Origin of the sequence: Pseudonocardia alni (assembly GCF_002813375.1) — a bacterium.
Taxonomy (GTDB): domain Bacteria; phylum Actinomycetota; class Actinomycetes; order Mycobacteriales; family Pseudonocardiaceae; genus Pseudonocardia; species Pseudonocardia alni.
In genome coordinates this window covers 2,556,587-2,583,251 of the sequence record NZ_PHUJ01000003.1, presented here as the reverse complement: position 1 = coordinate 2,583,251, position 26,665 = coordinate 2,556,587, and the positions used below count along the sequence as shown (strand labels likewise).

Sequence of the window (26,665 nt, the reverse complement as noted above, 5' to 3'; positions counted from 1 at the left end):
AAGAAACAGAGGACATACGTGCTCGACGTCAACTTCTTCGACGAACTGCGCATCGGCCTGGCCACCGCCGAGGGCATCCGCCAGTGGTCGCACGGTGAGGTCAAGAAGCCCGAGACCATCAACTACCGCACCCTGAAGCCGGAGAAGGACGGGCTCTTCTGCGAGAAGATCTTCGGTCCGACCCGGGACTGGGAGTGCTACTGCGGCAAGTACAAGCGCGTCCGGTTCAAGGGCATCATCTGCGAGCGCTGCGGCGTGGAGGTCACGCGCGCCAAGGTGCGTCGTGAGCGGATGGGCCACATCGAGCTGGCCGCCCCGGTCACGCACATCTGGTACTTCAAGGGCGTCCCGAGCCGGCTGGGCTACCTGCTCGACCTGGCCCCCAAGGACCTCGAGAAGATCATCTACTTCGCGGCGTACGTGATCACCTCGGTGAACACCGAGCTGCGGCACAACGACATGTCCACGCTCGAGAACGAGATGAGCGTGGAGCGCCGTCGGGTCGAGCAGACCCGCGACGCCGACCTCGAGGCCCGCGCCCAGAAGCTCGAGGCCGACATCGCCGAGCTCGAGGCCGAGGGTGCCAAGGGCGACGTCCGCCGCAAGGTCAAGGACGGCGGCGAGCGCGAGATGCGTCAGCTGCGCGACCGTGCCCAGCGCGAGCTGGACCGGCTCGACGAGATCTGGACGACGTTCACCAAGCTCGACGTCCAGCAGCTCATCGCGGACGAGTCCATCTACCGCGAGCTCTACGACCGCTACGGCGACTACTTCACCGGCGCCATGGGTGCCGAGGCGATCCAGAAGCTGCTGGAGAACTTCGACATCCCCGCCGAGGCCGAGAAGCTGCGCGAGATCATCCGGTCCGGCAAGGGCCAGAAGAAGCTGCGTGCGCTCAAGCGCCTGAAGGTCGTCGCGGCGTTCCAGACCACCGGCAACTCGCCGATGGGCATGGTGCTCGACTGCGTGCCGGTCATCCCGCCGGACCTGCGCCCGATGGTGCAGCTCGACGGTGGCCGCTTCGCGACCTCGGACCTGAACGACCTGTACCGCCGGGTCATCAACCGGAACAACCGCCTCAAGCGACTGATCGACCTCGGCGCGCCCGAGATCATCGTCAACAACGAGAAGCGGATGCTCCAGGAGTCCGTCGACGCGCTGTTCGACAACGGCCGTCGTGGCCGGCCGGTGACCGGTCCGGGCAACCGCCCGCTCAAGTCGCTGTCCGACCTGCTGAAGGGCAAGCAGGGCCGGTTCCGCCAGAACCTGCTCGGCAAGCGCGTCGACTACTCGGGCCGTTCGGTCATCGTCGTCGGCCCGCAGCTGAAGCTGCACCAGTGCGGTCTGCCCAAGCAGATGGCGCTGGAGCTGTTCAAGCCGTTCGTGATGAAGCGCCTGGTGGACCTCAACCACGCGCAGAACATCAAGTCCGCCAAGCGGATGGTCGAGCGCGGCCGCTCGCAGGTGTGGGACGTGCTCGAGGAGGTCATCTCCGAGCACCCCGTGCTGCTGAACCGTGCGCCCACGCTGCACCGTCTCGGCATCCAGGCCTTCGAGCCGCAGCTGGTGGAGGGCAAGGCCATCCAGCTGCACCCGCTGGTCTGCGAGGCGTTCAACGCGGACTTCGACGGTGACCAGATGGCGGTGCACCTGCCGCTGTCGGCCGAGGCGCAGTCCGAGGCCCGCGTGCTGATGCTGTCGTCGAACAACATCCTGTCCCCGGCGTCGGGCCGCCCGCTGGCGATGCCGCGTCTGGACATGGTCACGGGTCTGTACCACCTGACCCGTCTCCGGGAGGACGCCCACGGCGCCGGGAACCACTACGGCTCCGCGGCCGAGGCGATCATGGCCTACGACCGCAAGGTCCTCCACCTGCAGGCGCCGATCAAGATCCGGCTCCCGCAGGTCACCCCGACCCCGGGCTCGGACGCCGGGACCGTGACCGAGGACGGCGTCTGGACCGCGGAGACCACGCTCGGGCGGGTGCTGTTCAACGAGCTCCTGCCGGCGGACTACCCGTTCGTCAACGAGCCGCTGCCGAAGAAGCGCCAGGCCACGATCGTCAACGAGCTGGCCGAGCGCTACTCGATGACCGAGGTCGCGCAGGTCCTGGACCGGCTGAAGGACGCGGGCTTCTACTGGGCCACGCGCTCCGGCGTCACGATCTCGATCGCGGACGTGCTGGTCCCGCCGGCCAAGGCGGGCATCCTCGAGGAGTACGAGGCGAAGGCCGACCAGATCAACAAGCGCTACCAGCGTGGTGCCCTGTCGCACCAGGAGCGCAACGACGAGATGGTCAAGATCTGGAGCCGGGCGACCGAGGAGGTCGCCAAGGCGATGGAGCAGAACTTCCCCGAGGACAACCCGATCCCGACGATCGTCCAGTCCGGGGCCGCGGGCAACATGACCCAGATCCGCCAGCTGGCGGGTATGAAGGGTCTGGTCGCGAACCCCAAGGGCGAGTTCATCCCGCGTCCGATCAAGGCCTCGTACCGCGAGGGCCTGTCGGTGCTGGAGTACTTCATCTCCACGCACGGCACCCGTAAGGGTCTGGCGGACACCGCGCTGCGGACCGCGGACTCCGGGTACCTGACCCGTCGTCTGGTCGACGTGTCGCAGGACGTCATCGTCCGCGAGGTCGACTGCGGCACCGAGCGTGCCATCCCGATGGCGGTCACCGAGGAGACGAGCGACGGTCGGTTCATCCCGCACCGTTACCTGCGTACCTCGGTGTACGCCCGGACCTCCGGCGAGGAGATCACCGCGGCGGACGGCACCGTGCTGGTGCGCAAGGGCGACGACCTCGGCGACGCCGTGCTGGACGCGCTCGTCGCGGCCGGCGTCAAGACGGTCCGGGTCCGCTCCGCGCTGACCTGCGCCTCGGCCACCGGTATCTGCGGCATGTGCTACGGCCGCTCGATGGCCACCGGCAAGCTGGTGGACGTCGGCGAGGCCGTCGGCATCGTCGCCGCGCAGTCCATCGGTGAGCCCGGCACCCAGCTGACGATGCGTACGTTCAAGCAGGGTGGCGTCGCGGGTGACGACATCACGACCGGTCTGCCGCGTGTCACCGAGCTGTTCGAGGCCCGGGTCCCGCGCGGTAAGGCGCCGATCGCCGACGTCGACGGCCGCATCCGCATCGAGGACGGCGACCGGTTCTGGAAGATCACGCTGATCCCGGACGACGGCGGCGAGGAGATCGTCTACGAGAAGCTGTCCAAGCGGCAGTGGCTCGGGATGACCACCGTCGACGGCACCGAGCGTCCGCTTGCGGACGGCGACCACGTGACGGTCGGCCAGCTGCTCCTCGAGGGCATGGCGGACCCGCACGAGGTGCTGCGTGTCATGGGCCCGCGTGAGGTGCAGTTGCACCTCGTGCGTGAGGTGCAGAAGGTGTACCGCACGCAGAGCGTGGACATCCACGACAAGCACATCGAGGTCATCGTCCGGCAGATGCTGCGCCGGGTCACGATCATCGACTCGGGTGCGACCGAGTTCCTGCCCGGCGCACTGGCCGAGCGGGGCGAGTTCGAGTCCGAGAACCGCCGGGTCGTCGCCGAGGGGCTGGAGCCGGCCTCCGGCCGTCCGGTCCTGATGGGGATCACCAAGGCCTCGCTGGCGACGGAGTCGTGGCTGTCCGCGGCCTCGTTCCAGGAGACCACCCGCATCCTCACCGATGCCGCGATCAACGGAAAGCGCGACAAGCTCGTCGGGCTCAAGGAGAACGTGATCATCGGTAAGCTGATCCCGGCCGGTACCGGCATCAACCGGTACCGCAACATCCAGGTCCAGCCGACCGAGGAGGCCCGCGCGGCCGCCTACGCACTGCCGAGCTACGACGACGGCTACTACAGCCCCGACGTCTTCGGCACGGGCACCGGTGCCGCGGTGCCGCTGGACGACTACGACTTCGGTCGCGACTACCGCTGAGGTAGTTGTCCGGTCCGGACCCACGACGGTGGGTCCGGACCGTGACCGGACAGGTCCCGGACGGGGCCGGACACCGCGCTCCCGTGGCGGTGCCCGGCCCCGTTCGTGCGTTCCGGGGCTGTACGCGGGGTGCGGGCCTCAGCGCAGGCAGTCCGCCCGCAGGGCCAGGCCCAGGGTGCGCAGCGAGGCGTCGGCCTCCGCTAACAGCCCGGCCAGCGTCGGGAAGGCGTGCCACATGCCGGGCGCGCGCTCGTAGGTGACCGGTGTCCCGGCCGCGCGGGCGCGCTCGACGAGGGTGTCGGCGTCGTCGACGAGGATCTCGTCGGCACCGGCGACGACGTGGAGCGGCGGCAGCCCGGCCAGGTCCGCGTCGAGAGGCAGGAGCTCGGGGGCACCGGTGTGCGGGCCCGCGTAGTCGGTGACGGCGTCGGGCAGCCACGACGGATCCAGCATCGCGTCGGAGGCGACGTTGCGGGTGAGCGCGTCCGCGGTGCAGGACAGGTCCAGCCAGGGCGAGATCAGTCCGATGGAGCCCGGGAGATCCTCGCCGGTCGCACGCAGTCGCAGCAGCAGCGACATGGTCAGCCCGCCGCCCGCGGAGTCGCCGGCCACCGCGATGTGCCGGGCCGGGATCCCCGCGGCGCGCAGGGCGGCCCAGGCGGCGTACGCGTCGTCGAGGGCGGCCGGGAACGGGTGCTCCGGGGCGAGCCGGTAGTGCGGAGCGAGGACCGCGCTGCCGGTGGCGTGCGCGAGCCCGGCGAGCAGCGGCCGGTGCGACGCCGAGGACCCCACGAGGTACCCGCCGCCGTGCAGGTAGAGCACCCGGTGCGGGGCCAGCGGCCCGGGAGGTGCGACGACCGCGGTGGGCACGCCGCCCAGCGTCCCGAGGTCGCGGCGGGTGCCGCGGGGGAGCGGGAGCGAGGCGCCGACGAGGTCGAGTCCACGCCGTCTCAGGGCGACGGGTAGTGTCGGGGCGAGCAAGGGCGCGATGAGTGCGCGCGTGGCGAGGCGGTTGACGGCCGTCGGCAGGTGCATACCGGACCGTAACCGTCCCTCCGTCGCCACCGTCCACAGGGTGATCCACACCGTGATCGACACGGCGGGATCGTGCTGTGGCGCAGTCATCGCCCACACCGATCCGACCGCGACGAGCGGCCGTCGATCTGCGACGAGCGGGTGAGTCCGCTTGCCAGTGACGGCGTCGTACGGCATCGTCGGGTCATCTCAGGTCTCCTCCGGGGCGTCGTCCCGGGGGATCCGAGGACCATCGAAGCCCCCGATGGTCCCGAAGGCAGGTCCGAGGCGAACGCCCGGAACGGACCCGCTTTGACCGTGTCGAAGAGGGCCGGGTATTCTCATGTCCTGTGCTCGGCTCCGGTCGGGCAGGTCCGCGTGTCCCGTGGTGTGCACCGATCCGTTGGTTCCGACCCTCAGATCTGTGGTTGCGCCCCGGAGCAGGGCACGCCGGACGTCCCGACAGCCTCCGCGGGGCCCTTCCGGCCCCGAGCGTGCCCGGGACGACACGCCCGACCTCGGGGTCCGGCGCGACGGTGGCGGAGTCCGGCGAGAGCCGGCAGCCACGCCGGCGCCCGGAGCCCGGGACACCGAACGAAGATCACCAGTGTCACGGCGAGCGAGACAGTCGAGCCACGTCGACGGGAAGAAGTAGACGGTTCATGCCCACGATCCAGCAGCTGGTCCGCAAGGGCCGCGAGGACAAGGTCTCCAAGACCAAGACCGCCGCGCTGAAGGGAAGCCCCCAGCGCCGCGGGGTCTGCACCCGCGTGTACACCACCACGCCCAAGAAGCCGAACTCGGCGCTGCGCAAGGTCGCCCGTGTGCGCCTGTCCAGCGGCATCGAGGTCACCGCGTACATCCCCGGTGAGGGCCACAACCTGCAGGAGCACAGCATCGTGCTCGTGCGCGGTGGTCGTGTGAAGGACCTCCCCGGCGTGCGCTACAAGGTCATCCGTGGGTCGCTGGACACCCAGGGCGTGAAGAACCGCAAGCAGTCCCGCAGCCGCTACGGCGCGAAGAAGGAGAAGAGCTGATGCCCCGCAAGGGCCCCGCCCCGAAGCGTCCGCTGGTCTCGGACCCGGTCTACGGCTCGCCGCTGGTCACCCAGCTGGTGAACAAGGTCCTCAAGGACGGGAAGCGGTCGCTCGCCGAGCGCATCGTCTACGCCGCCCTCGAGGGCACCCGTGACAAGACCGGCACCGACCCGGTCGTCACGCTGAAGCGCGCTCTCGACAACGTGAAGCCGGCCCTCGAGGTCCGCAGCCGCCGCGTCGGTGGCGCGACCTACCAGGTCCCCGTCGAGGTCCGTGCCGTCCGGCAGACCACCCTGGGGCTGCGTTGGCTGGTCACCTACTCCGGCCAGCGCCGTGAGAAGACCATGGTCGAGCGCCTCATGAACGAGCTGCTCGACGCCAGCAACGGCCTCGGCGCCAGCGTCAAGCGGCGCGAGGACATGCACAAGATGGCGGAGTCGAACCGCGCCTTCGCCCACTACCGCTGGTGACCGGCCGACCGTCGGGCGCCAACTCGCGATCCAGGGAGAGCTGAGCAGTGGCAGCACAGGACGTGCTGACGGACCTCACCAAGGTCCGCAACATCGGCATCATGGCCCACATCGACGCCGGTAAGACGACCACGACCGAGCGGATCCTGTACTACACGGGGATCAACTACAAGCTCGGCGAGGTGCACGACGGCGCCGCCACCATGGACTGGATGGAGGAGGAGCAGAAGCGCGGCATCACGATCACGTCGGCCGCGACGACCTGCTTCTGGAAGAACCACCAGATCAACATCATCGACACCCCCGGGCACGTCGACTTCACCGTCGAGGTGGAGCGTTCGCTGCGGGTGCTCGACGGCGCGGTCGCGGTCTTCGACGGCAAGGAGGGGGTCGAGCCGCAGTCCGAGCAGGTCTGGCGGCAGGCCACCAAGTACGACGTCCCCCGCATCTGCTTCGTCAACAAGATGGACAAGCTGGGCGCGGACTTCTACTTCACCGTTCAGACGATCAAGGACCGCCTGAACGCGACCCCGCTGCCGCTGCAGATCCCGATCGGCTCCGAGAACGACTTCATCGGTGTCATCGACCTGGTCGAGATGCGCGCGCTCACGTGGCGTGGCGAGGTCGCCAAGGGCGAGGACTACACCGTCGAGGAGATCCCGGCGGACCTCCAGGCCAAGGCCGAGGAGTACCGCACGGCGCTCGTCGAGGCCGTCGCCGAGACCGACGACGAGCTCATGGAGCTCTACCTCGGTGGCGAGGACCTGACGACCGAGCAGATCAAGACCGGTGTCCGCGCGCTGGTGACCAACCGCGCCGCCTACCCGGTCCTCTGTGGCTCGGCCTTCAAGAACAAGGGCGTGCAGCCGATGCTGGACGCGGTGATCGACTACCTGCCGTCGCCGTACGACGTGCCGCCGGTCGAGGGTTTCCTCACCGACGGCGAGACGCCGGCGAGCCGCAAGCCTGCGAAGGACGAGCCGTTCTCGGCCCTCGCCTTCAAGATCGCCGCGCACCCGTTCTTCGGCAAGCTGACCTACATCCGGGTGTACTCGGGTCAGGTCGCCGCCGGCGCCCAGGTCATCAACTCGACCAAGGACCGGAAGGAGCGCATCGGGAAGCTCTTCCAGATGCACTCCAACAAGGAGAACCCGGTCGACGAGGCCGTGGCCGGCCACATCTACGCGGTCATCGGTCTGAAGGACACGACCACCGGCGACACGCTCTGCGACCCGCAGAACCCGATCGTCCTCGAGTCGATGACCTTCCCGGACCCGGTCATCCAGGTCGCCGTCGAGCCCAAGTCGAAGGCGGACCAGGAGAAGCTCTCGCTGGCGATCCAGAAGCTGGCGGAGGAGGACCCGACGTTCCAGGTCTCCCTGGACGACGAGACCGGCCAGACCATCATCGCCGGCATGGGCGAGCTGCACCTCGAGGTGCTGGTCAACCGGATGAAGTCCGACTACAAGGTCGAGGCCAACATCGGTAAGCCGCAGGTGGCCTACCGGGAGACCATCAAGAAGGCCGTCGAGAAGTTCGAGTACACGCACAAGAAGCAGACCGGTGGTTCGGGCCAGTTCGCCCGCGTCATCATCAAGCTCGAGCCGCTCACCAGCGGTGACGGTGCGCTGTACGAGTTCGAGAACAAGGTCACCGGTGGTCGTGTCCCGCGGGAGTACATCCCGTCGGTCGACGCCGGTGCCCAGGACGCCATGCAGTACGGCATCCAGGCCGGCTACCCCGTCGTCGGTGTGAAGCTCACGCTGCTGGACGGTCAGTACCACGAGGTCGACTCCTCGGAGATGGCCTTCAAGGTCGCCGGTTCGATGGCGTTCAAGGAGGCGGCCCGCAAGGCGAGCCCCGCCATCCTCGAGCCGATGATGGCCGTCGAGGTGATGACGCCCGAGGACTACATGGGTGACGTCATCGGCGACCTGAACTCCCGCCGCGGCCAGATCCAGGCCATGGAGGAGCGGGCCGGTGCCCGTGTCGTGAAGGCGACCGTGCCGCTGTCCGAGATGTTCGGCTACGTCGGCGACCTGCGGTCGCGGACCCAGGGCCGGGCGAACTACACGATGGTCTTCGACTCCTACGCCGAGGTTCCGGCGAACGTGGCGAAGGAGATCATCGCGAAGGCCACGGGCGAGTAAGAGCTCCCCGGGGCGGGCCCCAGTGCCCGACCTGCTCGGAGGGTGCGGTCCGCGGATCGGTAAGGTCCGCGGCCCGCACCACCCGACACCCACAGACCTGCCGTCAGCACGGCGGAGTACAGACACGAGTCCAGGAGGACCCAGCAGTGGCGAAGGCGAAGTTCGAGCGGACCAAGCCGCACGTCAACATCGGCACCATCGGTCACATCGACCACGGCAAGACCACGCTGACGGCGGCCATCACCAAGGTTCTGCACGACAAGTACCCGAACCTCAACGAGGCTTCGGCGTTCGACATGATCGACAAGGCGCCGGAAGAGCGCCAGCGCGGTATCACGATCTCCATCGCGCACGTCGAGTACCAGACCGAGAAGCGGCACTACGCGCACGTCGACTGCCCCGGGCACGCCGACTACGTGAAGAACATGATCACCGGTGCCGCCCAGATGGACGGCGCGATCCTGGTGGTCGCCGCGACCGACGGCCCGATGCCCCAGACCCGTGAGCACGTGCTGCTCGCGCGTCAGGTCGGCGTGCCGTACATCGTCGTCGCCCTGAACAAGGCGGACATGGTCGACGACGAGGAGATCATGGAGCTCGTCGAGATGGAGGTCCGCGAGCTCCTGTCGGATCAGGACTACCCGGGCGACGACCTCCCGATCGTGCGCGTCTCGGCGCTGAAGGCGCTCGAGGGCGACGACAAGTGGGCCGAGGCCATCGTCGAGCTCATGGACGCGGTCGACGAGGCCATCCCGGAGCCCGAGCGCGACATCGAGAAGCCGTTCCTCATGCCCGTCGAGGACGTCTTCACGATCACCGGTCGCGGCACGGTCGTCACCGGCCGTATCGAGCGCGGCATCGTCAAGGTCAACGAGACCGTCGACATCGTCGGCATCCGGCCGAACAAGACCTCGACCACCGTCACCGGTGTCGAGATGTTCCGCAAGATCCTCGACGAGGGTCGCGCCGGCGAGAACGTGGGTCTGCTCCTGCGCGGTATCAAGCGTGAGGACGTGGAGCGCGGCCAGGTCGTCGTGAAGCCGGGTTCGATCACCCCGCACACCGAGTTCGAGGGCCAGGTGTACATCCTGGGCAAGGACGAGGGCGGCCGTCACACCCCGTTCTTCAACAACTACCGTCCGCAGTTCTACTTCCGGACGACCGACGTGACCGGCGTCGTGACCCTCCCGCAGGGCACCGAGATGGTCATGCCGGGTGACAACACCACCATGAGCGTTCAGCTGATCCAGCCGATCGCCATGGAGGAGGGCCTGCAGTTCGCCATCCGTGAGGGTGGCCGTACCGTGGGCGCCGGCCAGGTCACCAAGATCAACGCGTGATGTGACGGGGCCGTCCCCCGGGGCGGCCTCGTTACCCACCCCCCGGTCGAGGGTGCCGCACAGCGGTGTGTCATCCTTGACGGGTTGCACGATGAGCATGGCGCGTGGAAGCGCCGCCTCTGTTCCCGGTTTCCGGTAGTCCAGGGGTCGCGCACCATGCGCCATGTTCGTTGTCAGCCCCGGTTCCGCGGTCCGCCGCGTTACCGGGGAGATTCCGAGCGACATGCCCGCCCCAGATGGGGGTGGGACGCGGTGACCCGGGCACAACCATGCGGGTAGGGCGCGACACGCCCGACCTCGTGGACCGGAGAGCCCCGGCAGGACGAGTGCTCCAGGGAACTGGACGCGCGACTCCGGGCCGACAGAGACCTGAACAGAGCACGGGCCGCAGCCGGCCCGCCGGACATCCGGTGGCAGCACGGCGCGAGTTCTTACGGGGCCGAACCGCGACACCCCCGCGGCAGGAAGAAGAGGACGACCGACGACCATGGCGGGACAGAAGATCCGCATCAGGCTCAAGGCCTATGACCACGAGGCAATCGACGCGTCTGCTCGCAAGATCGTGGAGACCGTGACGCGTACCGGTGCCCGGGTCGTCGGCCCCGTGCCGCTGCCTACCGAGAAGAACGTGTACTGCGTCATCCGCTCGCCGCACAAGTACAAGGATTCGCGCGAGCACTTCGAGATGCGCACGCACAAGCGACTCATCGACATCCTCGACCCGACGCCCAAGACGGTCGACGCGCTCATGCGCATCGACCTGCCGGCGAGCGTCGACGTCAACATTCAGTGACGGCGGGGTGGAGACGATGACTGCTGCATTCAAGAAGACGACTGCCACCAAGCAGACGAAGAAGGTCACCGGCCTCCTGGGCACCAAGCTCGGGATGACCCAGTTGTTCGACGAGAACAACCGCATCGTGCCGGTCACCGTGGTCCAGCTCGGGCCGAACGTCGTGACGCAGGTGCGCTCGCAGGAGACCGACGGCTACACCGCCGTCCAGCTGGCCTACGGGGCCATCGACCCGCGCAAGGTGAACAAGCCGGAGTCCGGCCACTTCGCCAAGTCCGGCGTCACCCCCCGTCGCCACGTCCTGGAGCTCCGCACCTCCGACGCCGCCGAGTACGCCGCCGGCCAGGAGGTCACCGTCGAGGCGTTCGCCGAGGTGGCCGAGGTCGACGTGGTGGGCGTGACCAAGGGCAAGGGCTTCGCCGGTGTCATGAAGCGCCACGGGTTCAAGGGCCTGGGCGCCTCGCACGGCACGCAGCGCAAGCACCGTTCGCCGGGCTCCATCGGCGGCTGCGCCACCCCGGGCCGCGTGTTCAAGGGTGTGCGGATGGCCGGCCGGATGGGTTCCGACCGCCAGACCACGCAGAACCTGAAGGTCCACCGGGTGGACGCCGAACGCGGGCTGCTGCTCGTCAAGGGCGCCGTCCCCGGTCCGCGCGGTGGCCTCGTCGTGGTGAAGACCCCCGCGAAGGGTGATGGCAAGTGAGCACCGTGCAGATCAAGACTCCCGAGGGTTCCGCCTCCGGCAGCGTCGAGCTGCCGGACCACGTCTTCGACGTGACGGCGAACATCGCCCTCATGCACCAGGTGGTGACCGCGCAGCTCAACGCCGCGCGTCAGGGCACGCACGACGTGAAGGGTCGCGGCGAGGTCCGCGGCGGTGGCAAGAAGCCGTACCGGCAGAAGGGCACCGGTCGCGCCCGTCAGGGCTCGATCCGCGCGCCGCAGTTCGCCGGTGGTGGCATCGTCCACGGCCCGACGCCCCGCGACTACTCGCAGCGGACCCCGAAGAAGATGAAGGCCGCCGCCCTGCGTGGCGCCCTCTCCGACCGGGCCCGCGCCGGCGCCGTGCACGTCGTGTCCGCCTTCTCCGAGGGCGACGCACCGTCGACCAAGGCCGCCCGCAAGGCGATCGAGGCCGTCGTGCCCGACGCCCGCCGGGTGCTTGCGGTCGTCGAGCGTTCCGCGGAGAACGCCCTGCTGAGCCTGCGCAACCTGCCGCAGGTCCACCTGATCGCGCCCGACCAGCTGAACACCCACGACGTGCTCGTCAACGACGTCGTGCTGTTCACGCAGGCGGCGCTGGACGAGTTCCTGGCCGGCCCGGTCGCGAAGCCGAAGGCTGCCGGCCGCCGCGCTGAGGAGGCCGACAAGTGATCACGGACCCGCGGGACGTGCTGCTCGCGCCGGTCGTCTCGGAGAAGAGCTACGGGCTGCTCGACGAGCGCCAGTACACCTTCGTCGTGGCACCGGACGCGAACAAGACCCAGATCAAGATCGCCGTGGAGAAGGTGTTCGGGGTCAAGGTGACCAGCGTGAACACGCTGAACCGCCCGGGCAAGCGCAAGCGCTCCCGCACCGGCTACGGCAAGCGCAAGGACACCAAGCGCGCGATCGTCACGCTCTCCGAGGAGAGCAAGGCGATCGACGTGTTCGGTGGCCCGGCGAGCTGAGGGAGCGAGCTGACCCATGGCCATTCGTAAGTACAAGCCGACCACCCCGGGCCGTCGTGGCTCGAGCGTGTCGGACTTCGCCGAGATCACCCGGGACACCCCCGAGAAGTCGCTGCTGCGCCCGCTGCACAACAAGGGCGGCCGCAACGCGCACGGGCGGATCACCACCCGTCACCAGGGTGGCGGACACAAGCGCGCCTACCGTCTGATCGACTTCCGTCGTAACGACAAGGACGGCGTGCCGGCGAAGGTCGCGCACATCGAGTACGACCCGAACCGCACCTCGCGGATCGCACTGCTGCACTACGCCGACGGCGAGAAGCGCTACATCATCGCGCCGGCGAAGCTCAAGCAGGGCGACAAGATCGAGAACGGTCCCCGGGCCGACATCAAGGTGGGTAACAACCTGCCGCTGCGCAACATCCCGACGGGCACCGTGGTGCACGCGATCGAGCTCCGCCCCGGTGGCGGCGCCAAGATCGCGCGCTCGGCCGGTGTCGGCGTCCAGCTGGTCGCCAAGGACGGGCCCTACGCGCAGCTGCGGATGCCCTCCGGCGAGATCCGCTACGTCGACGTGCGCTGCCGCGCCACCGTCGGCGAGGTGGGCAACTCGGAGCACGCCAACATCAACTGGGGTAAGGCCGGCCGTATGCGGTGGAAGGGCAAGCGCCCGACCGTCCGTGGTGTCGTCATGAACCCGGTGGACCACCCGCACGGTGGTGGTGAGGGCAAGACCTCCGGTGGACGCCACCCGGTGAACCCCGCCGGTACGCCCGAGGGCCGTACCCGCAAGAACAAGCCGTCCGACAAGTTGATCGTCCGCCGGCGTCGTACCGGCAAGAAGCGCTGAGCAGGGAGGTAAGACATGCCGCGCAGCCTGAAGAAGGGCCCCTTCGTGGACGACCACCTGCTCAAGAAGGTGGACGTCCTCAACGAGTCCGGCAAGAAGACCGTCATCCGCACGTGGTCCCGTCGGTCCACGATCATCCCGGACATGATCGGTCACACCATCGCCGTGCACGACGGCCGCAAGCACGTCCCGGTGTTCGTGTCCGACTCGATGGTCGGTCACAAGCTGGGCGAGTTCGCCCCCACCCGGACCTTCCGGGGTCACATCAAGGACGACCGCAAGGCGCGTCGGCGCTAGTAGCCGGCCCGAGTAGCGACTAGGAGAGGTGGAGAAAATGGCAGAGACCACTGCCGAGACCACCGGCGCTGCGCTCGAGCCGACTCGTGCGCGCGCCGTGGCGCGGTTCGTCCGCAGCTCGCCGATGAAGACCCGTCGTGTCGTGGACCTGGTTCGCGGCCTGCCGGTCGACGAGGCGCTGGCGATCCTGCGGTTCTCGCCGCAGGCCGCGGCGGAGCCCGTCGCGAAGGTCGTGGCGAGCGCCGCGGCCAACGCCGAGAACAACCTGGACCTGGACCCGGAGACCCTCGTGGTCGCCGTGGCGATGGTCGACGAGGGCCCGACGTTGAAGCGGATCCGGCCGCGCGCCCAGGGGCGTGCGTACCGCATCCGCAAGCGGACGAGCCACATCACCATCGAGGTCGAGTCGGTTCCGCAGAAGGCCGGCCGTCGTGGTGCGAAGGGGAGGGCCCGCTGATGGGGCAGAAGATCAACCCGCACGGCTTCCGCCTGGGCATCACCACGGACTGGAAGTCGCGCTGGTACGCCGACAAGCAGTACTCCGAGTACGTCAAGGAGGACGTCGAGATCCGCCGCATGCTCTCCAAGGGCATGGAGCGGGCCGGCATCTCCAAGGTCGAGATCGAGCGCACCCGGGACCGCGTGCGGGTGGACATCCACACCGCGCGTCCGGGCATCGTGATCGGCCGTCGTGGCGCGGAGGCCGACCGGATCCGGGGCAACCTCGAGAAGCTGACCAAGAAGCAGGTCCAGCTGAACATCCTCGAGGTCAAGAACTCCGAGTCCGACGCGCAGCTCGTCGCCCAGGGCGTCGCCGAGCAGCTGTCGAACCGGGTCGCCTTCCGGCGTGCGATGCGCAAGGCCATCCAGTCGGCCATGCGCAGCCCGCAGGTCAAGGGCATCCGGGTCCAGTGCTCGGGCCGCCTCGGCGGTGCCGAGATGTCGCGGTCGGAGTTCTACCGCGAGGGTCGGGTCCCGCTGCACACGCTGCGTGCGGACATCGACTACGGCCTGTTCGAGGCCCGGACCTCCTTCGGCCGCATCGGCGTGAAGGTCTGGATCTACAAGGGCGACGTCGTCGGTGGCCGCCGCGAGGGCGTCCCGGCCGCCGCCGAGGCCCCGGGCCGTGGCCCGCGCCGCGAGCGTCCGGCCCGGCGTCGTTCCGGTGCCTCGGGCACCACTGCGACCAGCACCGAGGCCGGGCGTGCCGCGCAGAGCGCGGGCCAGGCCGGCGGCGCCGCGACGGCGACCGCCGAGGCCCCGGCCTCCGGTGAGAACCAGAGCAACGGTGGGGAGAGCTGACCGATGCTGATCCCACGCAAGGTCAAGCACCGCAAGCAGCACCGTCCCAAGCGCAAGGGCATGGCCAGCGGTGGTACCGCGGTCACCTTCGGCGACTGGGGCATCCAGGCGCTGGAGCCGGCCTACGTGTCGAACCGGCAGATCGAGTCGGCGCGTATCGCGATCAACCGGCACATCCGTCGTGGCGGGAAGATCTGGATCAACGTCTTCCCGGACATCCCGATGACCAAGAAGCCGGCCGAGGTCCGCATGGGTTCCGGTAAGGGTTCGCCCGAGAAGTGGGTCACGAACGTCAAGCCGGGCCGGGTGCTCTTCGAGATGAGCTTCCCGAACCGCGAGGTGGCGCACGAGGCCCTGACCCGTGCGATCCACAAGCTGCCCATGAAGTGCCGGATCGTGTCCCGTGAGGGTGGTGACATCTGATGGCGAGCAGTGGCAACACCAAGGCCGCCGAGCTGCGCGAGCTCTCCGACGAGGAGCTGGTCGTGCGTGTCCGGGAGGCCAAGGAGGAGCTGTTCAACCTCCGCTTCCAGATGGCCACCGGGCAGCTGGACAACAACCGGCGGCTGCGGGCCGTCCGTCACGACATCGCGCGGTGCTACACCGTGATGCGCGAGCGTGAGCTCGGCCTTTCCGCCGCACCGACCGAGAGCGAGGGCGCGGCGTGAGCGACGAGCAGAAGAACGACGAGCGCGGGGAGCGCAAGGTCCGCGAGGGCCTGGTCGTGTCCGACAAGATGGAGAAGACGATCGTCGTCTCCCTCGAGGACCGGGTGAAGCACCCCCTGTACGGCAAGGTCATCCGCCGGACCAGCAAGGTCAAGGCGCACGACGAGGGGAACACCGCCGGTATCGGCGACCGTGTCCGCCTCATGGAGACCCGTCCGCTGTCGGCGACCAAGCGCTGGCGGCTGGTGGAGATCCTCGAGAAGGCCAAGTAGGAGTCGAAGTGATCCAGCAGGAGTCGCGGCTGCGCGTCGCCGACAACACCGGTGCCAAGGAGATCCTGTGCATCCGGGTGCTGGGCGGCTCCGCGCGGCGCTACGCCGGGATCGGCGACGTCATCGTCGCCACGGTCAAGGAGGCCATCCCCGGCGCCGGCGTGAAGCGTGGTGACGTCGTCAAGGCGGTCATCGTGCGCACCAAGAAGGAGAAGCGCCGTCCCGACGGCAGCTACATCCGTTTCGACGAGAACGCCGCCGTGCTGATCAAGGCGGACAACGGACCTCGGGGGACCCGTATCTTCGGCCCGGTCGGGCGCGAGCTGCGCGACCGCAAGTTCATGAGGATCATCTCCCTGGCCCCGGAGGTGCTCTGACATGAAGGCGAAGATGAAGGTCAAGAAGGGCGACACCGTTCTGGTGATCGCCGGCAAGGACAAGGGTGCACGGGGCAAGGTCATCGCGGCCTACCCGGAGCGCCAGCGCGTGCTGGTCGAGGGCGTGAACCGGATCAAGAAGCACACCCGGATCAGCCAGAACCAGCGCGGGGCCGAGAGCGGCGGGATCGTCACCCAGGAGGCCGCCATCCACGTCTCGAACGTGATGGTGTGCGACTCCGACGGCAAGCCGACCCGTATCGGCAAGAAGGCCGTCGAGGGCGAGGACGGCACCACCCGCCGCGTCCGGATCTCCAGGCGCAACGGGAAGGAGATCTGAGATGACCACGGCTGAGAAGACCGCGCCGAGGCTCAAGCAGCGGTACCGCGACGAGATCCTCGACAAGCTCCGCGAGGAGTTCGGCTACACCAACGTCATGCAGATCCCCGGCCTGACCAAGGTCGTGGTGAACATGGGTGTCGGTGACGCCGCCCGCGACTCGAAGCTGATCGACGGTGCGCTGCGGGACCTGGCCACCATCACCGGCCAGAAGCCGCAGCTGCGTCGCGCCACCAAGTCCATCGCGCAGTTCAAGCTGCGCGAGGGCATGCCGATCGGTGCGAAGGTGACCCTCCGCAACGACCGGATGTGGGAGTTCCTCGACCGTCTCCTGACCATCGCGCTGCCCCGTATCCGCGACTTCCGCGGCCTCGAGGGCAACCAGTTCGACGGGCGTGGCAACTACACGTTCGGCCTGAACGAGCAGTCGATGTTCCACGAGATCGACCCGGACTCCATCGACCGGCCGCGGGGCATGGACATCACGGTCGTGACCACCGCGACCACGAACGCCGAGGGCCGGGCGCTGCTGCGCCACCTGGGCTTCCCGTTCAAGGAGAGCTGAGCGAATGGCGAAGAAGGCGCTCATCAACAAGGCGAACGCGAAGCCGAAGTTCGCCGTGCGGGGTTACACCCGCTGCAACAAGTGCGGCCGGCCGCGTGCCGTGTTCCGCAAGTTCGGCCTCTGCCGCGTGTGCCTGCGAGACATGGCGCACGCCGGCGAGCTGCCGGGTGTGAGCAAGTCCAGCTGGTGATCCGACCGCCCCGCGTCCGCGGGGCAGCGGATCCGATCGCCGCAGGCCCGCACCGGTGCGGTGCCCCGCACAGGGGCACCGCGCCGGTACGAGGAACCACGGCGGGAAAGAGACAGACACCATGACGATGACCGATCCGATCGCAGACATGTTGACCCGTCTGCGGAACGCGAACTCGGCCTACCACGACCGCGTCGTGATGCCCCACTCGAAGCTGAAGGTCGCCATTGCGGAGATCCTTCAGAAGGAGGGCTACATCGCGGCACATCACACCGAGGACGCCGAGGTCGGCAAGTCCCTGGTCGTCGAGCTGAAGTACGGCCGCAACCGCGAGCGCAGCGTCGCCGGTCTGCGCCGGGTCTCCAAGCCCGGTCTGCGTGTGTACGCGAAGTCGACGAACCTGCCGCGGGTCCTGGGTGGCCTCGGCATCGCGATCATCTCGACCTCTCAGGGTCTGATGACCGACCAGCAGGCCTACCGGAGCGGCGTGGGCGGGGAAGTCCTCGCCTACGTCTGGTGAGAGAGGGGTAACGAACGATGTCACGCATCGGAAAGCTGCCCATCACCGTCCCGTCCGGCGTGGAGATCACCATCGATGGCCGCACGGTCACCGCGAAGGGCCCCAAGGGCACCCTGTCGCACACCGCCGTCGAGCCGATCACGATCGAGCGCGATGACGACGGCACGGTGCTGGTGAAGCGGCCGAACGAGGAGCGCGAGACCAGGGCCTACCACGGCCTGACCCGCTCCCTCGTCAACAACATCGTGGTCGGCGTCAGCGCCGGCTACGAGAAGAAGCTGGAGATCCACGGCGTGGGTTACCGCGTGCAGCTGAAGGGGCAGAACCTCGAGTTCGCCCTGGGCTACTCGCACCCGGTCGTCATCGAGCCGGCGGAGGGCATCACCTTCGCGGTCGAGTCGCCGACCCGGTTCTCGGTCTCCGGCATCGACAAGCAGCTGGTCGGCGAGACCGCTGCCAACATCCGGAAGCTGCGCCGCCCCGACCCGTACAAGGGCAAGGGTGTGCGGTACGCCGGCGAGCAGGTCCGCCGCAAGGTCGGAAAGACGGGTAAGTGATGGCCGAGACGAACGAGACGGTGTCGGGTTCCGCCCGCCGCCGGATGGCGTCCCAGGTGGCGCGCAAGCGCCGCGACTCGCGCATCCGCCGGCACGCCCGGCTCCGGAAGAAGATCTCCGGGACGCCGGTGCGTCCGCGGCTGGCGGTCAACCGCTCCTCGCGGCACATCACCGTCCAGCTGATCGACGACCTGGCCGGCCACACGCTGGCCTTCGCGTCCTCGCTGGACACCGAGGTCCGAGGCCTCGACGGCGACAAGAAGGCCAAGGCGGCCAAGGTCGGCGAGATCATCGCCGCCAAGGCCAAGGAGGCGGGCATCTCCGCGGTCGTGTTCGACCGCGGCGGGCTGGCCTACCACGGCCGCATCGCGGCCCTGGCCGACGCCGCCCGCGAGGGAGGCCTGGAGTTCTGATGAACCAGACCGAGAAGATCGAAGGGACTGTCTGATGCCGGGACGTACGCGGCGTGACGGCGGAGCCCCGGGTGGTAGCGGTGGGAACGACAACCGCAACAACCGGGACCGCCGGGACGGTGGCCGTGGCGGGGCGGCCCAGGACAAGACCCCGTACATCGAGCGGCTGGTCACGATCAACCGCGTGGCCAAGGTCGTCAAGGGCGGCCGCCGGTTCAGCTTCACCGCGCTGATGATCGTCGGCGACGGTGACGGCCTGGTGGGCGTCGGCTACGGCAAGGCCAAGGAGGTGCCGGCCGCGATTGCCAAGGGCGTGGAGGAGGCGAAGAAGAACTTCTTCCGCGTCCCCCGCATCGGCGGCACGATCGTGCACCGCGTGCAGGGTGAGGCCGCCGCCGGCGTCGTCATGCTGCGCCCGGCCTCCCCGGGTACCGGTGTCATCGCCGGCGGCCCGGTCCGCGCGGTGCTGGAGTGCGCGGGGATCTCGGACATCCTGTCCAAGTCCCTCGGCTCCGACAACGCCATCAACATCGTGCACGCCACGGTGGCGGCGCTGAAGTCGGTGCAGCGTCCGGAGGAGGTCGCGGCCCGCCGCGGCCTGCCGCTGGAGGACGTCGCCCCGGCGAGCATGATGCGCCAGCGCGCCGAGGCCGACGCGGCGAAGGTGTGAGCGACATGGCCACGTGGAAGATCACCCAGGTGAAGAGCCGGATCGGCTGCAAGCAGAACCAGCGCGACACGCTGCGCTCGCTCGGCCTGCGCAAGATCCGGCAGTCGGTGGTGCGTGAGGCGGACCCGCAGACCCGCGGTTACGTCCACACCGTGCGCCACCTCGTGACCGTGGAGGAGGTGCAGTCGTGAGCGAGAACGAGAACTCCGTCATCAAGCTCCACGACCTGCGGCCGGCCCCGGGCTCGAAGAAGGCGCGGACCCGTGTGGGTCGCGGTGAGGGCTCGAAGGGCAAGACCGCCGGTCGCGGTACCAAGGGCACCAAGGCCCGCAAGACGGTGTCCCCGCGCTTCGAGGGCGGGCAGATGCCGCTGCACATGCGGCTCCCGAAGCTCAAGGGCTTCAAGAACCGCTTCAAGGTCGAGTACCAGGTCGTGAACGTCGGCGAGCTGGCCACCCTGTTCCCGAAGGGCGGCGAGATCGGTCCGGCCGAGCTGGTCGAGGCGGGCGCGGTTCGCAAGAACCAGCTCGTGAAGGTCCTCGGCGAGGGCGAGCTCTCGGGCGTCGCCCTGACCGTGAAGGCCCACAAGTTCTCCGCGTCCGCGCGCGAGAAGATCTCGGCGGCCGGCGGCTCGGTCTCCGAGCTGTAGGCCCCACCGCACGTCCCCCGGCGCCGTCCGTGGCGCCCGCTCCACCCCAGGTGGACCGGGCCCGTGGGCGGCGCCGAGGCGTTTCCGGGCCGCTGTTACAGTCACGTCCGGACCGAGTGTCCACCGATTACCTGGCGCGCCTCGAGGCGCGCAGCCCCCGCCGGTACACACCGGCCCGGGTGTCCCGCGAGGCGCGGAACGCGCGTCGACCAACCCGGCCGACCCCTCAGGGGCCGGCGCAGGCGGTGTCGGGCCGCCGACGTCGTAGGAGGATCACCGAGTGCTCAGCGCAGTCCGGGCGGCCCTGACCACGCCGGATCTCCGCAAGAAGATCCTCTTCACGCTGGCGATCGTGGCGGTGTACCGGCTCGGGGCGAACATCCCCTCGCCGGGGGTGTCGTACCCGAACATCCAGGAATGTGTCCGTCAGGTCGAGGGCGGCGACAACGCCAGCGTCTACTCCCTGATCAACCTGTTCTCCGGCGGGGCACTGCTCCAGCTGTCGATCTTCGCGCTGGGCATCATGCCCTACATCACCGCGAGCATCATCGTGCAGCTGCTGCAGGTCGTGATCCCGCGGTTCGAGCAGCTGAAGAAGGAAGGCCAGTCCGGCCAGGCCAAGCTCACGCAGTACACGCGGTACCTGACGATCGGTATCGCGGTGCTGCAGGCCACCGGCTTCGTGGCGCTGGCCGAGCGCGGTCAGCTGTTCCAGGGCTGCGCGCTGCCGATCATCCCGGACTCGTCGGTCTTCACCCTGATCGTCATCGTGATCGTCATGGTCGCCGGGACCACGCTGGTGATGTGGCTGGGCGAGCAGGTCACTGAGCGCGGCATCGGCAACGGCATGTCGCTGCTGATCTTCGCCTCCATCGCGCACCGCATCCCCGCCGAGGGCCGGTTGATCCTGGAGAACTCCGGCGGCCTGGTCTTCGCCGGCGTCTGCGTCTTCGGTCTCGCGATCATCGCCAGCGTCGTGTTCGTGGAGAACGGCCAGCGCCGGATCCCGGTGCAGTACGCCAAGCGCATGGTCGGCCGCCGGATGTACGGCGGCACCTCGACCTACCTGCCGCTCAAGGTCAACCAGGCCGGTGTCGTGCCGGTGATCTTCGGTAGCTCGCTGCTCTACCTGCCCGACCTGGTCGCCCGGCTTGCCGGGAACGACGGCGGCTGGTTCCAGCAGTTCGTGCAGACCTATCTCGTCGATCAGTCCAATCCCGTGCACATCGTGTTGTACGTAGCACTGATCATCTTCTTCACGTACTTCTACGTCGGCATCACGTTCAACCCCGACGAGCGCGCCGAGGACATGAAGAAGTACGGCGGCTTCATCCCGGGTATCCGCCCGGGGCGGCCCACCGCGGAGTACCTGAACTTCGTGCTCAGCCGCATCACGCTGCCGGGATCGCTCTATCTGGGCCTCATCGCGGTGCTCCCCAACTTCTTCCTCGGGATCACCGGCAGCGGCCAGAACCAGAACTTCCCGTTCGGCGGCACGGCAGTGCTGATCATGGTCACCGTGGGCCTCGACACCCTGAAGCAGATCGAGAGCCAGCTCATGCAGCGGAACTACGAGGGTTTCCTGCGTTAGGCTCGCCGGAACGTGGCCGAGCGGGAACCCCGGTGCGGGGCCCCCGGCCCCGATCGTGGTGCCTCGGGCACCGTGTGCCGGCGAGGACGCCGGCGCCATGGACGACAAGACTTCAGGAGGTCGGGTCTCGTGCGACTCGTTCTGGTGGGACCGCCCGGTGCCGGCAAGGGGACCCAGGCTGAGCAGATGGCCAAGCGGCTCGACGTCCCGCACATCTCGACCGGGGACCTGTTCCGGGCGAACCTGCGTGACGAGACCGTGCTCGGTCGTGAGGCGAAGCGCTACATGGACGCCGGGGACCTCGTCCCCGACGAGGTGACCGTCGGGATGGTGCGCGACCGGCTCGGCGACGCCGACACGGGAGGCGGCTTCATCCTCGACGGCTTCCCACGCAACGTGGCCCAGGCGGGCTCCCTCTCCGAGATCCTGTCCGACAAGGGCCTGGAGCTCGACGCCGTCGTCCAGTTCGACGTCGACGACGAGGTCGTCGTGCAGCGGCTGCTCGGCCGCGGCCGCAGCGACGACAACGAGGACACCATCCGCAACCGGCAGCGGGTCTACCGCGAGGAGACCGCTCCGCTGCTGGACCACTACCGTGACCGGCTGGTCACGATCGACGCCGTCGGCGAGATCGACGAGATCACCGACCGGGTCTTCTCGGCGCTGCACAACCGCAACGGCTGAGACCCGGTCGGCGCCGGCACCACCGGCGCCACGGCGGGGAACCGAGGGACGGACACATGAACGGTCGCGGCGGCATCCGCGGGGCCATCGCCCGCTACCGGGGGCGGGACATCGAGCTCAAGACCCACGGTCAGCTCGAGGCGATGCGGGTGGCGGGCGCGCTGGTCGCGGCCACGCTGGCCGCGGTCACCGAGCACGCGAAGCCCGGTGTCAGCACGGCGGAGCTCGACGCGCTCGCCGAGCAGACGATCCGCGACGGCAACGGTGTTCCCTCGTTCCTCGGCTACCACGGTTTCCCGGCGAGCATCTGCGCCTCGGTGAACGAGCAGATCGTGCACGGCATCCCGTCGCCGAAGCAGGTGCTCGCCGAGGGCGACCTGATCTCGGTGGACTGCGGTGCGATCGTCGAGGGCTGGCACGGCGACTCCGCGGTGACCATCGCCGTCGGGGACGTGTCGCCGGAGGACCTCGCCCTGTCCGCGGCCTGCCGTGGCGCGATGGAGGCGGGGATCCTCGCCGTCCGCGACGGGGCCCGGCTGACCGACGTCTCGTACGCCATCCAGGAGGCGTGCCGGTCCGCGGCGCTGGCCGACCGCGCCGACTACGGGATCGTCGCCGAGTACGGCGGGCACGGCATCGGCACGTCCATGCACATGGACCCGTTCCTGCCCAACCACGGCGAGCCGGGCAAGGGGCCGCGGCTCCGCCCGGGCATGGCCCTGGCCGTCGAGCCGATGCTCGTCGCGGGGGACCCGGACACCCTGGAGCTCGAGGACGGCTGGACGGTCGTCACCGCGGCGGGCGGCCGGGCCGTGCACTGGGAGCACACCGTCGCCGTCACCGAGGACGGGCCGTGGCTGCTGACCGCGCCCGCCGGCGCACCGGACCGCCCCGGCGCCTGAGCCCCGCGCCTCCGGTGCCCGACGCGCTCCGCGCGGGTACTGGTCGGTGGCCGGGCCGGTCCGTTACCGTCGCCCTCCCGGGCGTCTACCACGCCCGTCACCCCCGCCTGCACCGGCCTCATACGGCCTCCGTACACTGGACCATCGGCGCGTCCTGTGACGTCCGCTCCGTGTGCTCCGTGTATCCCACAGTGTTCCCGGTCCGGCTCCGTCCGCGCGCGCCGAACCGGTCGTCGGCACCGCTGTCGACCGGGGCAACCGACACCTGTCACGGATAGCGGAGGACATGGCCAAGAAGGACGGGGCGATCGAGGTCGAGGGCCGGGTCGTCGAACCCCTGCCGAACGCGATGTTCCGGGTGGAGCTGGAGAACGGCCACCGGGTACTCGCGCACATCAGCGGGAAGATGCGCCAGCACTACATCCGGATCCTTCCGGAGGACCGGGTGGTCGTCGAGCTGTCGCCCTACGACCTCAGCCGCGGCCGCATCGTCTACCGCTACAAGTGACGACCAGCTCCACCACGGTCGGTCGCGAGACCCACACGAACGACACACAGAGGCAGACGACGTGAAGGTCAAGCCGAGCGTCAAGAAGATCTGCGACAAGTGCCAGGTGATCCGCCGTCACGGCCGGATCATCGTGATCTGCTCGAACCTGCGCCACAAGCAGCGCCAGGGCTGAGCAGAGCGGTACCGGTCGCGATCCTCTGATCGCGCAGCAGAAGCCCCCGATGCACCTGCCGGGCCACACGGGCCCGGTAGTACCCCCGGAACCAGGCCGGGGCCCGCTCAGCTCAGCGGCGGAACGGGACGGGCATCGGGAAGACCTGGGACGACAACAAGGAGACCACGCCGCATGGCACGTGTTGCCGGCGTCGACCTCCCCCGCGAAAAGCGGTTGGAGATCGCGCTCACCTACATCTTCGGGGTCGGACGTACCCGGTCCAAGGAGATCCTCGAGGCCACCGCGCTGAGCCCCGACCTCCGGTCGAAGGACCTGACCGACGAGGACGTCAGCAAGCTCCGCGAGTACATCGAGGCGAACCTGCAGGTCGAGGGTGACCTGCGCCGTGAGATCCAGGCGGACATCCGCCGGAAGATCGAGATCGGTTCGTACCAGGGCATCCGTCACCGTCGCGGCCTTCCGGTCCGCGGCCAGCGCACGAAGACCAACGCGCGCGGCCGCAAGGGCCCGAAGAAGACCGTCGCCGGTAAGAAGAAGGCAGGTAAGAAGTAATGCCGCCCCGCGCACGTCAGGGTGCCGGACCCAAGAAGGTCCGCCGTCGCGAGAAGAAGAACGTCGCGCACGGTCACGCCCACATCAAGTCCACGTTCAACAACACGATCGTGTCGATCACCGACCCGACCGGTGCCGTCATCGCCTGGGCCTCGTCCGGGCACGTCGGCCTGAAGGGCTCCCGGAAGTCGACGCCGTTCGCCGCGCAGCTCGCCGCCGAGAACGCCGCCCGCAAGGCGATGGACCACGGCATGAAGAAGTGCGACGTCTTCGTCAAGGGCCCCGGCTCCGGACGTGAGACGGCGATCCGTTCGCTGCAGGCGGCCGGCCTCGAGGTCGGCACGATCTCCGACGTGACCCCGCAGCCGCACAACGGCTGCCGTCCGCCCAAGCGGCGCCGGGTCTAGGGGAAGGGAGAACCACCATGGCTCGCTACACCGGCCCCATGACCCGCAAGTCCCGCCGACTGAAGACCGACCTCGTCGGCGGCGACCAGGCGTTCGAGCGTCGTCCCTACCCGCCCGGCCAGCACGGCCGGATCCGGATCAAGGAGACCGAGTACCTCCTGCAGCTGCAGGAGAAGCAGAAGGCCCGCTTCGGCTACGGCCTGCAGGAGAAGCAGCTCCGCGCCTACTACGAGGAAGCGCACCGTCGCGAGGGCAAGACCGGCGACGAGCTGCTGCAGATCCTCGAGTCGCGCCTCGACAACGTCGTGTACCGCGCGGGCCTCGCCCGCACCCGGCGCATGGCCCGTCAGCTGGTGAACCACGGCCACTTCCTGGTCAACGGGAAGAAGGTCGACATCCCCAGCTACCGGGTGTCGCGCTACGACATCATCGACGTCAAGGACAAGTCGCGGAACACCGACCCGTTCGTCATCGCCAAGGAGACCCAGGGCGACCGCCCGGTCCCGGCGTGGCTGCAGGTCGTCCCGTCGACCCTGCGGATCCTGGTCCACCAGCTGCCCGAGCGCGCTCAGATCGACACCCAGGTCACCGAGCAGCTCATCGTCGAGTTCTACTCGAAGTAGCTCGACACGCCGTCGCCCCGCAGGGAGGGGCGGCGGTTCCCACTGCGACATCAAATAGCGGTTGTCGCAGGTGCGAAGGAGGCACACACCCATGCTGATCTCTCAGCGACCCTCACTGGCCGAGGACGTCGTCACCGAGACCCGGTCGCGGTTCGTCATCGAGCCGTTGGAGCCGGGCTTCGGTTACACCCTCGGTAACTCCCTGCGCCGGACGCTGCTGTCGTCGATCCCCGGTGCCGCCGTCACGTCCATCCGGATCGACGGCGTCCTGCACGAGTTCACCACCGTGCCGGGGGTCAAGGAGGACGTCACCGACATCATCCTCAACCTCAAGGAGCTCGTCGTGAGCTCCGAGGAGGACGAGCCGGTGACGATGTACCTGCGCAAGCAGGGCCCGGGTGCGGTCACCGCGGGGGACATCGTCCCGCCCGCCGGTGTCACCGTGCACAACCCGGACCTGCACATCGCCTCGCTCAACGACAAGGGCCGGCTCGAGGTCGAGCTCGTCGTCGAGCGCGGTCGCGGGTACGTCCCGGCGATGCAGAACAAGGCCACCGGTGCCGAGATCGGCCGCATCCCGGTCGACTCGATCTACTCGCCGGTGCTGAAGGTGACCTACAAGGTCGAGGCCACGCGCGTCGAGCAGCGCACCGACTTCGACAAGCTCATCCTCGACGTCGAGTCGAAGCCGTCCATCACCCCGCGGGACGCGCTGGCCTCGGCCGGCAAGACCCTGGTCGAGCTGTTCGGCCTGGCCCGCGAGCTGAACGTGGACGCCGAGGGCATCGAGATCGGCCCCTCCCCGCAGGAGGCGGACACCATCGCGGCGTTCGCGATGCCGATCGAGGAGCTGGACCTCACGGTCCGGTCGTACAACTGCCTCAAGCGCGAGGGCATCCACACGGTCGGCGAGCTCGTCGGTCGCAGCGAGGCGGACCTGCTCGACATCCGCAACTTCGGCGCCAAGTCGATCGACGAGGTCAAGATGAAGCTCGTCGGTCTCGGCCTGGCCCTCAAGGACAGCCCGCCCGGGTTCGACCCGTCGGCGGCGGCGAGCGACTACGGCGTCGACGGTGGGAGCGGGTTCGACCCGGACACCTTCGGTGACGACGGTCAGGACTACGCAGAAACGGAGCAGTTGTAGCC

36 protein-coding genes are annotated in these 26,665 nt (G+C 68.8%); 35 read left to right on the top strand and 1 reads right to left on the bottom strand.

The window, feature by feature from the left end; genetic code table 11:
- Positions 1–18 precede the first annotated feature (18 nt).
- The gene (locus ATL51_RS12910; protein ID WP_073576474.1) at positions 19–3,930 is read left to right on the top strand and encodes a DNA-directed RNA polymerase subunit beta'; all 3,912 of its coding nucleotides are present in this window, start codon (positions 19–21) and stop codon (positions 3,928–3,930) included.
- 138 nt (positions 3,931–4,068) lie between these two features.
- On the opposite strand, the gene ATL51_RS12905 is transcribed toward ATL51_RS12910, so the two are convergent.
- A complete protein-coding gene (locus tag ATL51_RS12905) occupies positions 4,069–4,965 on the bottom strand; it encodes an alpha/beta hydrolase (protein ID WP_157818345.1) in 897 nt (298 codons plus the stop codon).
- Positions 4,966–5,606: 641 nt separating this feature from the next.
- Between ATL51_RS12905 and rpsL the strand changes: the two genes are divergently transcribed.
- From rpsL to ATL51_RS12735, 34 genes are all read left to right on the top strand, one after another.
- Positions 5,607–5,981: a 30S ribosomal protein S12 gene (rpsL, locus tag ATL51_RS12900; RefSeq protein WP_020622943.1), complete on the top strand. Its 375-nt coding sequence runs from the start codon at positions 5,607–5,609 to the stop codon at positions 5,979–5,981.
- Complete coding sequence (gene rpsG / locus ATL51_RS12895) at positions 5,981–6,451, top strand: 30S ribosomal protein S7 (protein ID WP_020622942.1); 471 nt, start codon at positions 5,981–5,983, stop codon at positions 6,449–6,451. Before rpsL ends, rpsG begins: the two co-directional genes overlap by 1 nt.
- A 47-nt stretch (positions 6,452–6,498) precedes the next feature.
- Positions 6,499–8,601 carry an elongation factor G gene (fusA, locus tag ATL51_RS12890; RefSeq protein WP_100878740.1) on the top strand — a complete coding sequence of 701 codons (2,103 nt, stop codon included), beginning with the start codon at positions 6,499–6,501 and terminating at the stop codon, positions 8,599–8,601.
- A gap of 146 nt (positions 8,602–8,747) precedes the next feature.
- Entirely contained in the window at positions 8,748–9,941 is a 1,194-nt protein-coding gene (tuf, locus tag ATL51_RS12885) for an elongation factor Tu (protein WP_073576471.1), read from the top strand.
- A 487-nt stretch (positions 9,942–10,428) separates the two neighbouring features.
- Positions 10,429–10,734 (top strand): 30S ribosomal protein S10, encoded by a 306-nt coding sequence (gene rpsJ / locus ATL51_RS12880; protein ID WP_003938093.1) that lies wholly within the window; start codon positions 10,429–10,431, stop codon positions 10,732–10,734.
- 16 nt (positions 10,735–10,750) lie between these two features.
- Entirely contained in the window at positions 10,751–11,437 is a 687-nt protein-coding gene (gene rplC / locus ATL51_RS12875; RefSeq protein WP_100880682.1) for a 50S ribosomal protein L3, read from the top strand.
- The gene (rplD, locus tag ATL51_RS12870) at positions 11,434–12,108 is read left to right on the top strand and encodes a 50S ribosomal protein L4 (protein WP_100878739.1); all 675 of its coding nucleotides are present in this window, start codon (positions 11,434–11,436) and stop codon (positions 12,106–12,108) included. Before rplC ends, rplD begins: the two co-directional genes overlap by 4 nt.
- Complete coding sequence (gene rplW / locus ATL51_RS12865) at positions 12,105–12,404, top strand: 50S ribosomal protein L23 (RefSeq protein WP_020622937.1); 300 nt, start codon at positions 12,105–12,107, stop codon at positions 12,402–12,404. Before rplD ends, rplW begins: the two co-directional genes overlap by 4 nt.
- A 16-nt stretch (positions 12,405–12,420) precedes the next feature.
- Positions 12,421–13,254 carry a 50S ribosomal protein L2 gene (gene rplB / locus ATL51_RS12860; protein WP_100878738.1) on the top strand — a complete coding sequence of 278 codons (834 nt, stop codon included), beginning with the start codon at positions 12,421–12,423 and terminating at the stop codon, positions 13,252–13,254.
- A gap of 15 nt (positions 13,255–13,269) precedes the next feature.
- On the top strand, positions 13,270–13,551 hold the full coding sequence (rpsS, locus tag ATL51_RS12855) for a 30S ribosomal protein S19 (protein WP_062397841.1): 282 nt from the start codon (positions 13,270–13,272) through the stop codon (positions 13,549–13,551).
- Positions 13,552–13,588: 37 nt separating this feature from the next.
- On the top strand, positions 13,589–14,008 hold the full coding sequence (rplV, locus tag ATL51_RS12850; RefSeq protein WP_073576467.1) for a 50S ribosomal protein L22: 420 nt from the start codon (positions 13,589–13,591) through the stop codon (positions 14,006–14,008).
- Positions 14,008–14,853, top strand: a complete 846-nt coding sequence (rpsC, locus tag ATL51_RS12845) for a 30S ribosomal protein S3 (protein ID WP_020622933.1) — start codon at positions 14,008–14,010, stop codon at positions 14,851–14,853. Before rplV ends, rpsC begins: the two co-directional genes overlap by 1 nt.
- Before the next feature lie 3 nt (positions 14,854–14,856).
- A complete protein-coding gene (gene rplP, locus ATL51_RS12840; protein WP_020622932.1) occupies positions 14,857–15,276 on the top strand; it encodes a 50S ribosomal protein L16 in 420 nt (139 codons plus the stop codon).
- Positions 15,276–15,521, top strand: a complete 246-nt coding sequence (gene rpmC, locus ATL51_RS12835; RefSeq protein WP_020622931.1) for a 50S ribosomal protein L29 — start codon at positions 15,276–15,278, stop codon at positions 15,519–15,521. Before rplP ends, rpmC begins: the two co-directional genes overlap by 1 nt.
- Positions 15,518–15,793 carry a 30S ribosomal protein S17 gene (gene rpsQ / locus ATL51_RS12830; RefSeq protein ID WP_062397834.1) on the top strand — a complete coding sequence of 92 codons (276 nt, stop codon included), beginning with the start codon at positions 15,518–15,520 and terminating at the stop codon, positions 15,791–15,793. The genes rpmC and rpsQ overlap by 4 nt, the downstream gene beginning before the upstream one ends.
- 8 nt (positions 15,794–15,801) lie before the next feature.
- Positions 15,802–16,170, top strand: coding sequence for a 50S ribosomal protein L14 (rplN, locus tag ATL51_RS12825; protein ID WP_010228481.1), 369 nt, complete (start codon positions 15,802–15,804; stop codon positions 16,168–16,170).
- Between the two features lie 13 nt (positions 16,171–16,183).
- Positions 16,184–16,510 carry a 50S ribosomal protein L24 gene (rplX, locus tag ATL51_RS12820; RefSeq protein WP_062403788.1) on the top strand — a complete coding sequence of 109 codons (327 nt, stop codon included), beginning with the start codon at positions 16,184–16,186 and terminating at the stop codon, positions 16,508–16,510.
- Between the two features lies 1 nt (position 16,511).
- Positions 16,512–17,075, top strand: a complete 564-nt coding sequence (gene rplE, locus ATL51_RS12815) for a 50S ribosomal protein L5 (protein WP_073576466.1) — start codon at positions 16,512–16,514, stop codon at positions 17,073–17,075.
- Between the two features lie 4 nt (positions 17,076–17,079).
- Positions 17,080–17,265: a type Z 30S ribosomal protein S14 gene (locus tag ATL51_RS12810; RefSeq protein WP_020622927.1), complete on the top strand. Its 186-nt coding sequence runs from the start codon at positions 17,080–17,082 to the stop codon at positions 17,263–17,265.
- A 121-nt stretch (positions 17,266–17,386) separates the two neighbouring features.
- A complete protein-coding gene (gene rpsH, locus ATL51_RS12805) occupies positions 17,387–17,785 on the top strand; it encodes a 30S ribosomal protein S8 (protein WP_062397829.1) in 399 nt (132 codons plus the stop codon).
- Positions 17,786–17,802: 17 nt separating this feature from the next.
- Positions 17,803–18,342: a 50S ribosomal protein L6 gene (gene rplF / locus ATL51_RS12800; protein WP_062397827.1), complete on the top strand. Its 540-nt coding sequence runs from the start codon at positions 17,803–17,805 to the stop codon at positions 18,340–18,342.
- On the top strand, positions 18,342–18,755 hold the full coding sequence (gene rplR, locus ATL51_RS12795; RefSeq protein ID WP_073576465.1) for a 50S ribosomal protein L18: 414 nt from the start codon (positions 18,342–18,344) through the stop codon (positions 18,753–18,755). Before rplF ends, rplR begins: the two co-directional genes overlap by 1 nt.
- Positions 18,756–18,789: 34 nt before the next feature.
- Positions 18,790–19,425, top strand: a complete 636-nt coding sequence (gene rpsE / locus ATL51_RS12790) for a 30S ribosomal protein S5 (protein ID WP_062397823.1) — start codon at positions 18,790–18,792, stop codon at positions 19,423–19,425.
- A gap of 5 nt (positions 19,426–19,430) precedes the next feature.
- Entirely contained in the window at positions 19,431–19,616 is a 186-nt protein-coding gene (gene rpmD / locus ATL51_RS12785; protein ID WP_062403786.1) for a 50S ribosomal protein L30, read from the top strand.
- Entirely contained in the window at positions 19,613–20,074 is a 462-nt protein-coding gene (gene rplO, locus ATL51_RS12780; RefSeq protein ID WP_208622979.1) for a 50S ribosomal protein L15, read from the top strand. The genes rpmD and rplO overlap by 4 nt, the downstream gene beginning before the upstream one ends.
- Before the next feature lie 280 nt (positions 20,075–20,354).
- Positions 20,355–21,665 (top strand): preprotein translocase subunit SecY, encoded by a 1,311-nt coding sequence (gene secY, locus ATL51_RS12775; RefSeq protein ID WP_073576464.1) that lies wholly within the window; start codon positions 20,355–20,357, stop codon positions 21,663–21,665.
- 129 nt (positions 21,666–21,794) lie between these two features.
- A complete protein-coding gene (locus ATL51_RS12770) occupies positions 21,795–22,349 on the top strand; it encodes an adenylate kinase (RefSeq protein WP_100878737.1) in 555 nt (184 codons plus the stop codon).
- Positions 22,350–22,405: 56 nt separating this feature from the next.
- The gene (map, locus tag ATL51_RS12765) at positions 22,406–23,251 is read left to right on the top strand and encodes a type I methionyl aminopeptidase (RefSeq protein ID WP_073576462.1); all 846 of its coding nucleotides are present in this window, start codon (positions 22,406–22,408) and stop codon (positions 23,249–23,251) included.
- 286 nt (positions 23,252–23,537) lie between these two features.
- Positions 23,538–23,759 carry a translation initiation factor IF-1 gene (gene infA / locus ATL51_RS12760; protein WP_010228514.1) on the top strand — a complete coding sequence of 74 codons (222 nt, stop codon included), beginning with the start codon at positions 23,538–23,540 and terminating at the stop codon, positions 23,757–23,759.
- Between the two features lie 61 nt (positions 23,760–23,820).
- Positions 23,821–23,934 (top strand): 50S ribosomal protein L36, encoded by a 114-nt coding sequence (gene rpmJ, locus ATL51_RS12755; protein WP_020622917.1) that lies wholly within the window; start codon positions 23,821–23,823, stop codon positions 23,932–23,934.
- A gap of 174 nt (positions 23,935–24,108) precedes the next feature.
- Entirely contained in the window at positions 24,109–24,489 is a 381-nt protein-coding gene (gene rpsM, locus ATL51_RS12750) for a 30S ribosomal protein S13 (protein WP_020622916.1), read from the top strand.
- Positions 24,489–24,896, top strand: a complete 408-nt coding sequence (rpsK, locus tag ATL51_RS12745) for a 30S ribosomal protein S11 (RefSeq protein ID WP_020622915.1) — start codon at positions 24,489–24,491, stop codon at positions 24,894–24,896. Before rpsM ends, rpsK begins: the two co-directional genes overlap by 1 nt.
- Before the next feature lie 17 nt (positions 24,897–24,913).
- Positions 24,914–25,519 carry a 30S ribosomal protein S4 gene (gene rpsD / locus ATL51_RS12740; RefSeq protein ID WP_060710555.1) on the top strand — a complete coding sequence of 202 codons (606 nt, stop codon included), beginning with the start codon at positions 24,914–24,916 and terminating at the stop codon, positions 25,517–25,519.
- Between the two features lie 91 nt (positions 25,520–25,610).
- A complete protein-coding gene (locus tag ATL51_RS12735; RefSeq protein ID WP_062397812.1) occupies positions 25,611–26,663 on the top strand; it encodes a DNA-directed RNA polymerase subunit alpha in 1,053 nt (350 codons plus the stop codon).
- Positions 26,664–26,665: the final 2 nt, after the last annotated feature.

What these genes read in the sequence shown, in the direction of transcription:
- ATL51_RS12905 (WP_157818345.1), bottom strand. Translation starts at nt 4,965, where the DNA reads ATGCACCTGCCGACGGCCGTCAACCGCCTCGCCACGCGCGCACTCATC.
- rpsL (WP_020622943.1), top strand. Translation starts at nt 5,607, where the DNA reads ATGCCCACGATCCAGCAGCTGGTCCGCAAGGGCCGCGAGGACAAGGTC.
- rpsG (WP_020622942.1), top strand. Translation starts at nt 5,981, where the DNA reads ATGCCCCGCAAGGGCCCCGCCCCGAAGCGTCCGCTGGTCTCGGACCCG.
- rpsJ (WP_003938093.1), top strand. Translation starts at nt 10,429, where the DNA reads ATGGCGGGACAGAAGATCCGCATCAGGCTCAAGGCCTATGACCACGAG.
- rplC (WP_100880682.1), top strand. Translation starts at nt 10,751, where the DNA reads ATGACTGCTGCATTCAAGAAGACGACTGCCACCAAGCAGACGAAGAAG.
- rplB (WP_100878738.1), top strand. Translation starts at nt 12,421, where the DNA reads ATGGCCATTCGTAAGTACAAGCCGACCACCCCGGGCCGTCGTGGCTCG.
- rpsS (WP_062397841.1), top strand. Translation starts at nt 13,270, where the DNA reads ATGCCGCGCAGCCTGAAGAAGGGCCCCTTCGTGGACGACCACCTGCTC.
- rplV (WP_073576467.1), top strand. Translation starts at nt 13,589, where the DNA reads ATGGCAGAGACCACTGCCGAGACCACCGGCGCTGCGCTCGAGCCGACT.
- rpsC (WP_020622933.1), top strand. Translation starts at nt 14,008, where the DNA reads ATGGGGCAGAAGATCAACCCGCACGGCTTCCGCCTGGGCATCACCACG.
- rplP (WP_020622932.1), top strand. Translation starts at nt 14,857, where the DNA reads ATGCTGATCCCACGCAAGGTCAAGCACCGCAAGCAGCACCGTCCCAAG.
- rpmC (WP_020622931.1), top strand. Translation starts at nt 15,276, where the DNA reads ATGGCGAGCAGTGGCAACACCAAGGCCGCCGAGCTGCGCGAGCTCTCC.
- rplX (WP_062403788.1), top strand. Translation starts at nt 16,184, where the DNA reads ATGAAGGTCAAGAAGGGCGACACCGTTCTGGTGATCGCCGGCAAGGAC.
- rplE (WP_073576466.1), top strand. Translation starts at nt 16,512, where the DNA reads ATGACCACGGCTGAGAAGACCGCGCCGAGGCTCAAGCAGCGGTACCGC.
- ATL51_RS12810 (WP_020622927.1), top strand. Translation starts at nt 17,080, where the DNA reads ATGGCGAAGAAGGCGCTCATCAACAAGGCGAACGCGAAGCCGAAGTTC.
- rpsH (WP_062397829.1), top strand. Translation starts at nt 17,387, where the DNA reads ATGACGATGACCGATCCGATCGCAGACATGTTGACCCGTCTGCGGAAC.
- rplF (WP_062397827.1), top strand. Translation starts at nt 17,803, where the DNA reads ATGTCACGCATCGGAAAGCTGCCCATCACCGTCCCGTCCGGCGTGGAG.
- rplR (WP_073576465.1), top strand. Translation starts at nt 18,342, where the DNA reads ATGGCCGAGACGAACGAGACGGTGTCGGGTTCCGCCCGCCGCCGGATG.
- rpsE (WP_062397823.1), top strand. Translation starts at nt 18,790, where the DNA reads ATGCCGGGACGTACGCGGCGTGACGGCGGAGCCCCGGGTGGTAGCGGT.
- rpmD (WP_062403786.1), top strand. Translation starts at nt 19,431, where the DNA reads ATGGCCACGTGGAAGATCACCCAGGTGAAGAGCCGGATCGGCTGCAAG.
- map (WP_073576462.1), top strand. Translation starts at nt 22,406, where the DNA reads ATGAACGGTCGCGGCGGCATCCGCGGGGCCATCGCCCGCTACCGGGGG.
- infA (WP_010228514.1), top strand. Translation starts at nt 23,538, where the DNA reads ATGGCCAAGAAGGACGGGGCGATCGAGGTCGAGGGCCGGGTCGTCGAA.
- rpsM (WP_020622916.1), top strand. Translation starts at nt 24,109, where the DNA reads ATGGCACGTGTTGCCGGCGTCGACCTCCCCCGCGAAAAGCGGTTGGAG.
- rpsK (WP_020622915.1), top strand. Translation starts at nt 24,489, where the DNA reads ATGCCGCCCCGCGCACGTCAGGGTGCCGGACCCAAGAAGGTCCGCCGT.
- rpsD (WP_060710555.1), top strand. Translation starts at nt 24,914, where the DNA reads ATGGCTCGCTACACCGGCCCCATGACCCGCAAGTCCCGCCGACTGAAG.
- ATL51_RS12735 (WP_062397812.1), top strand. Translation starts at nt 25,611, where the DNA reads ATGCTGATCTCTCAGCGACCCTCACTGGCCGAGGACGTCGTCACCGAG.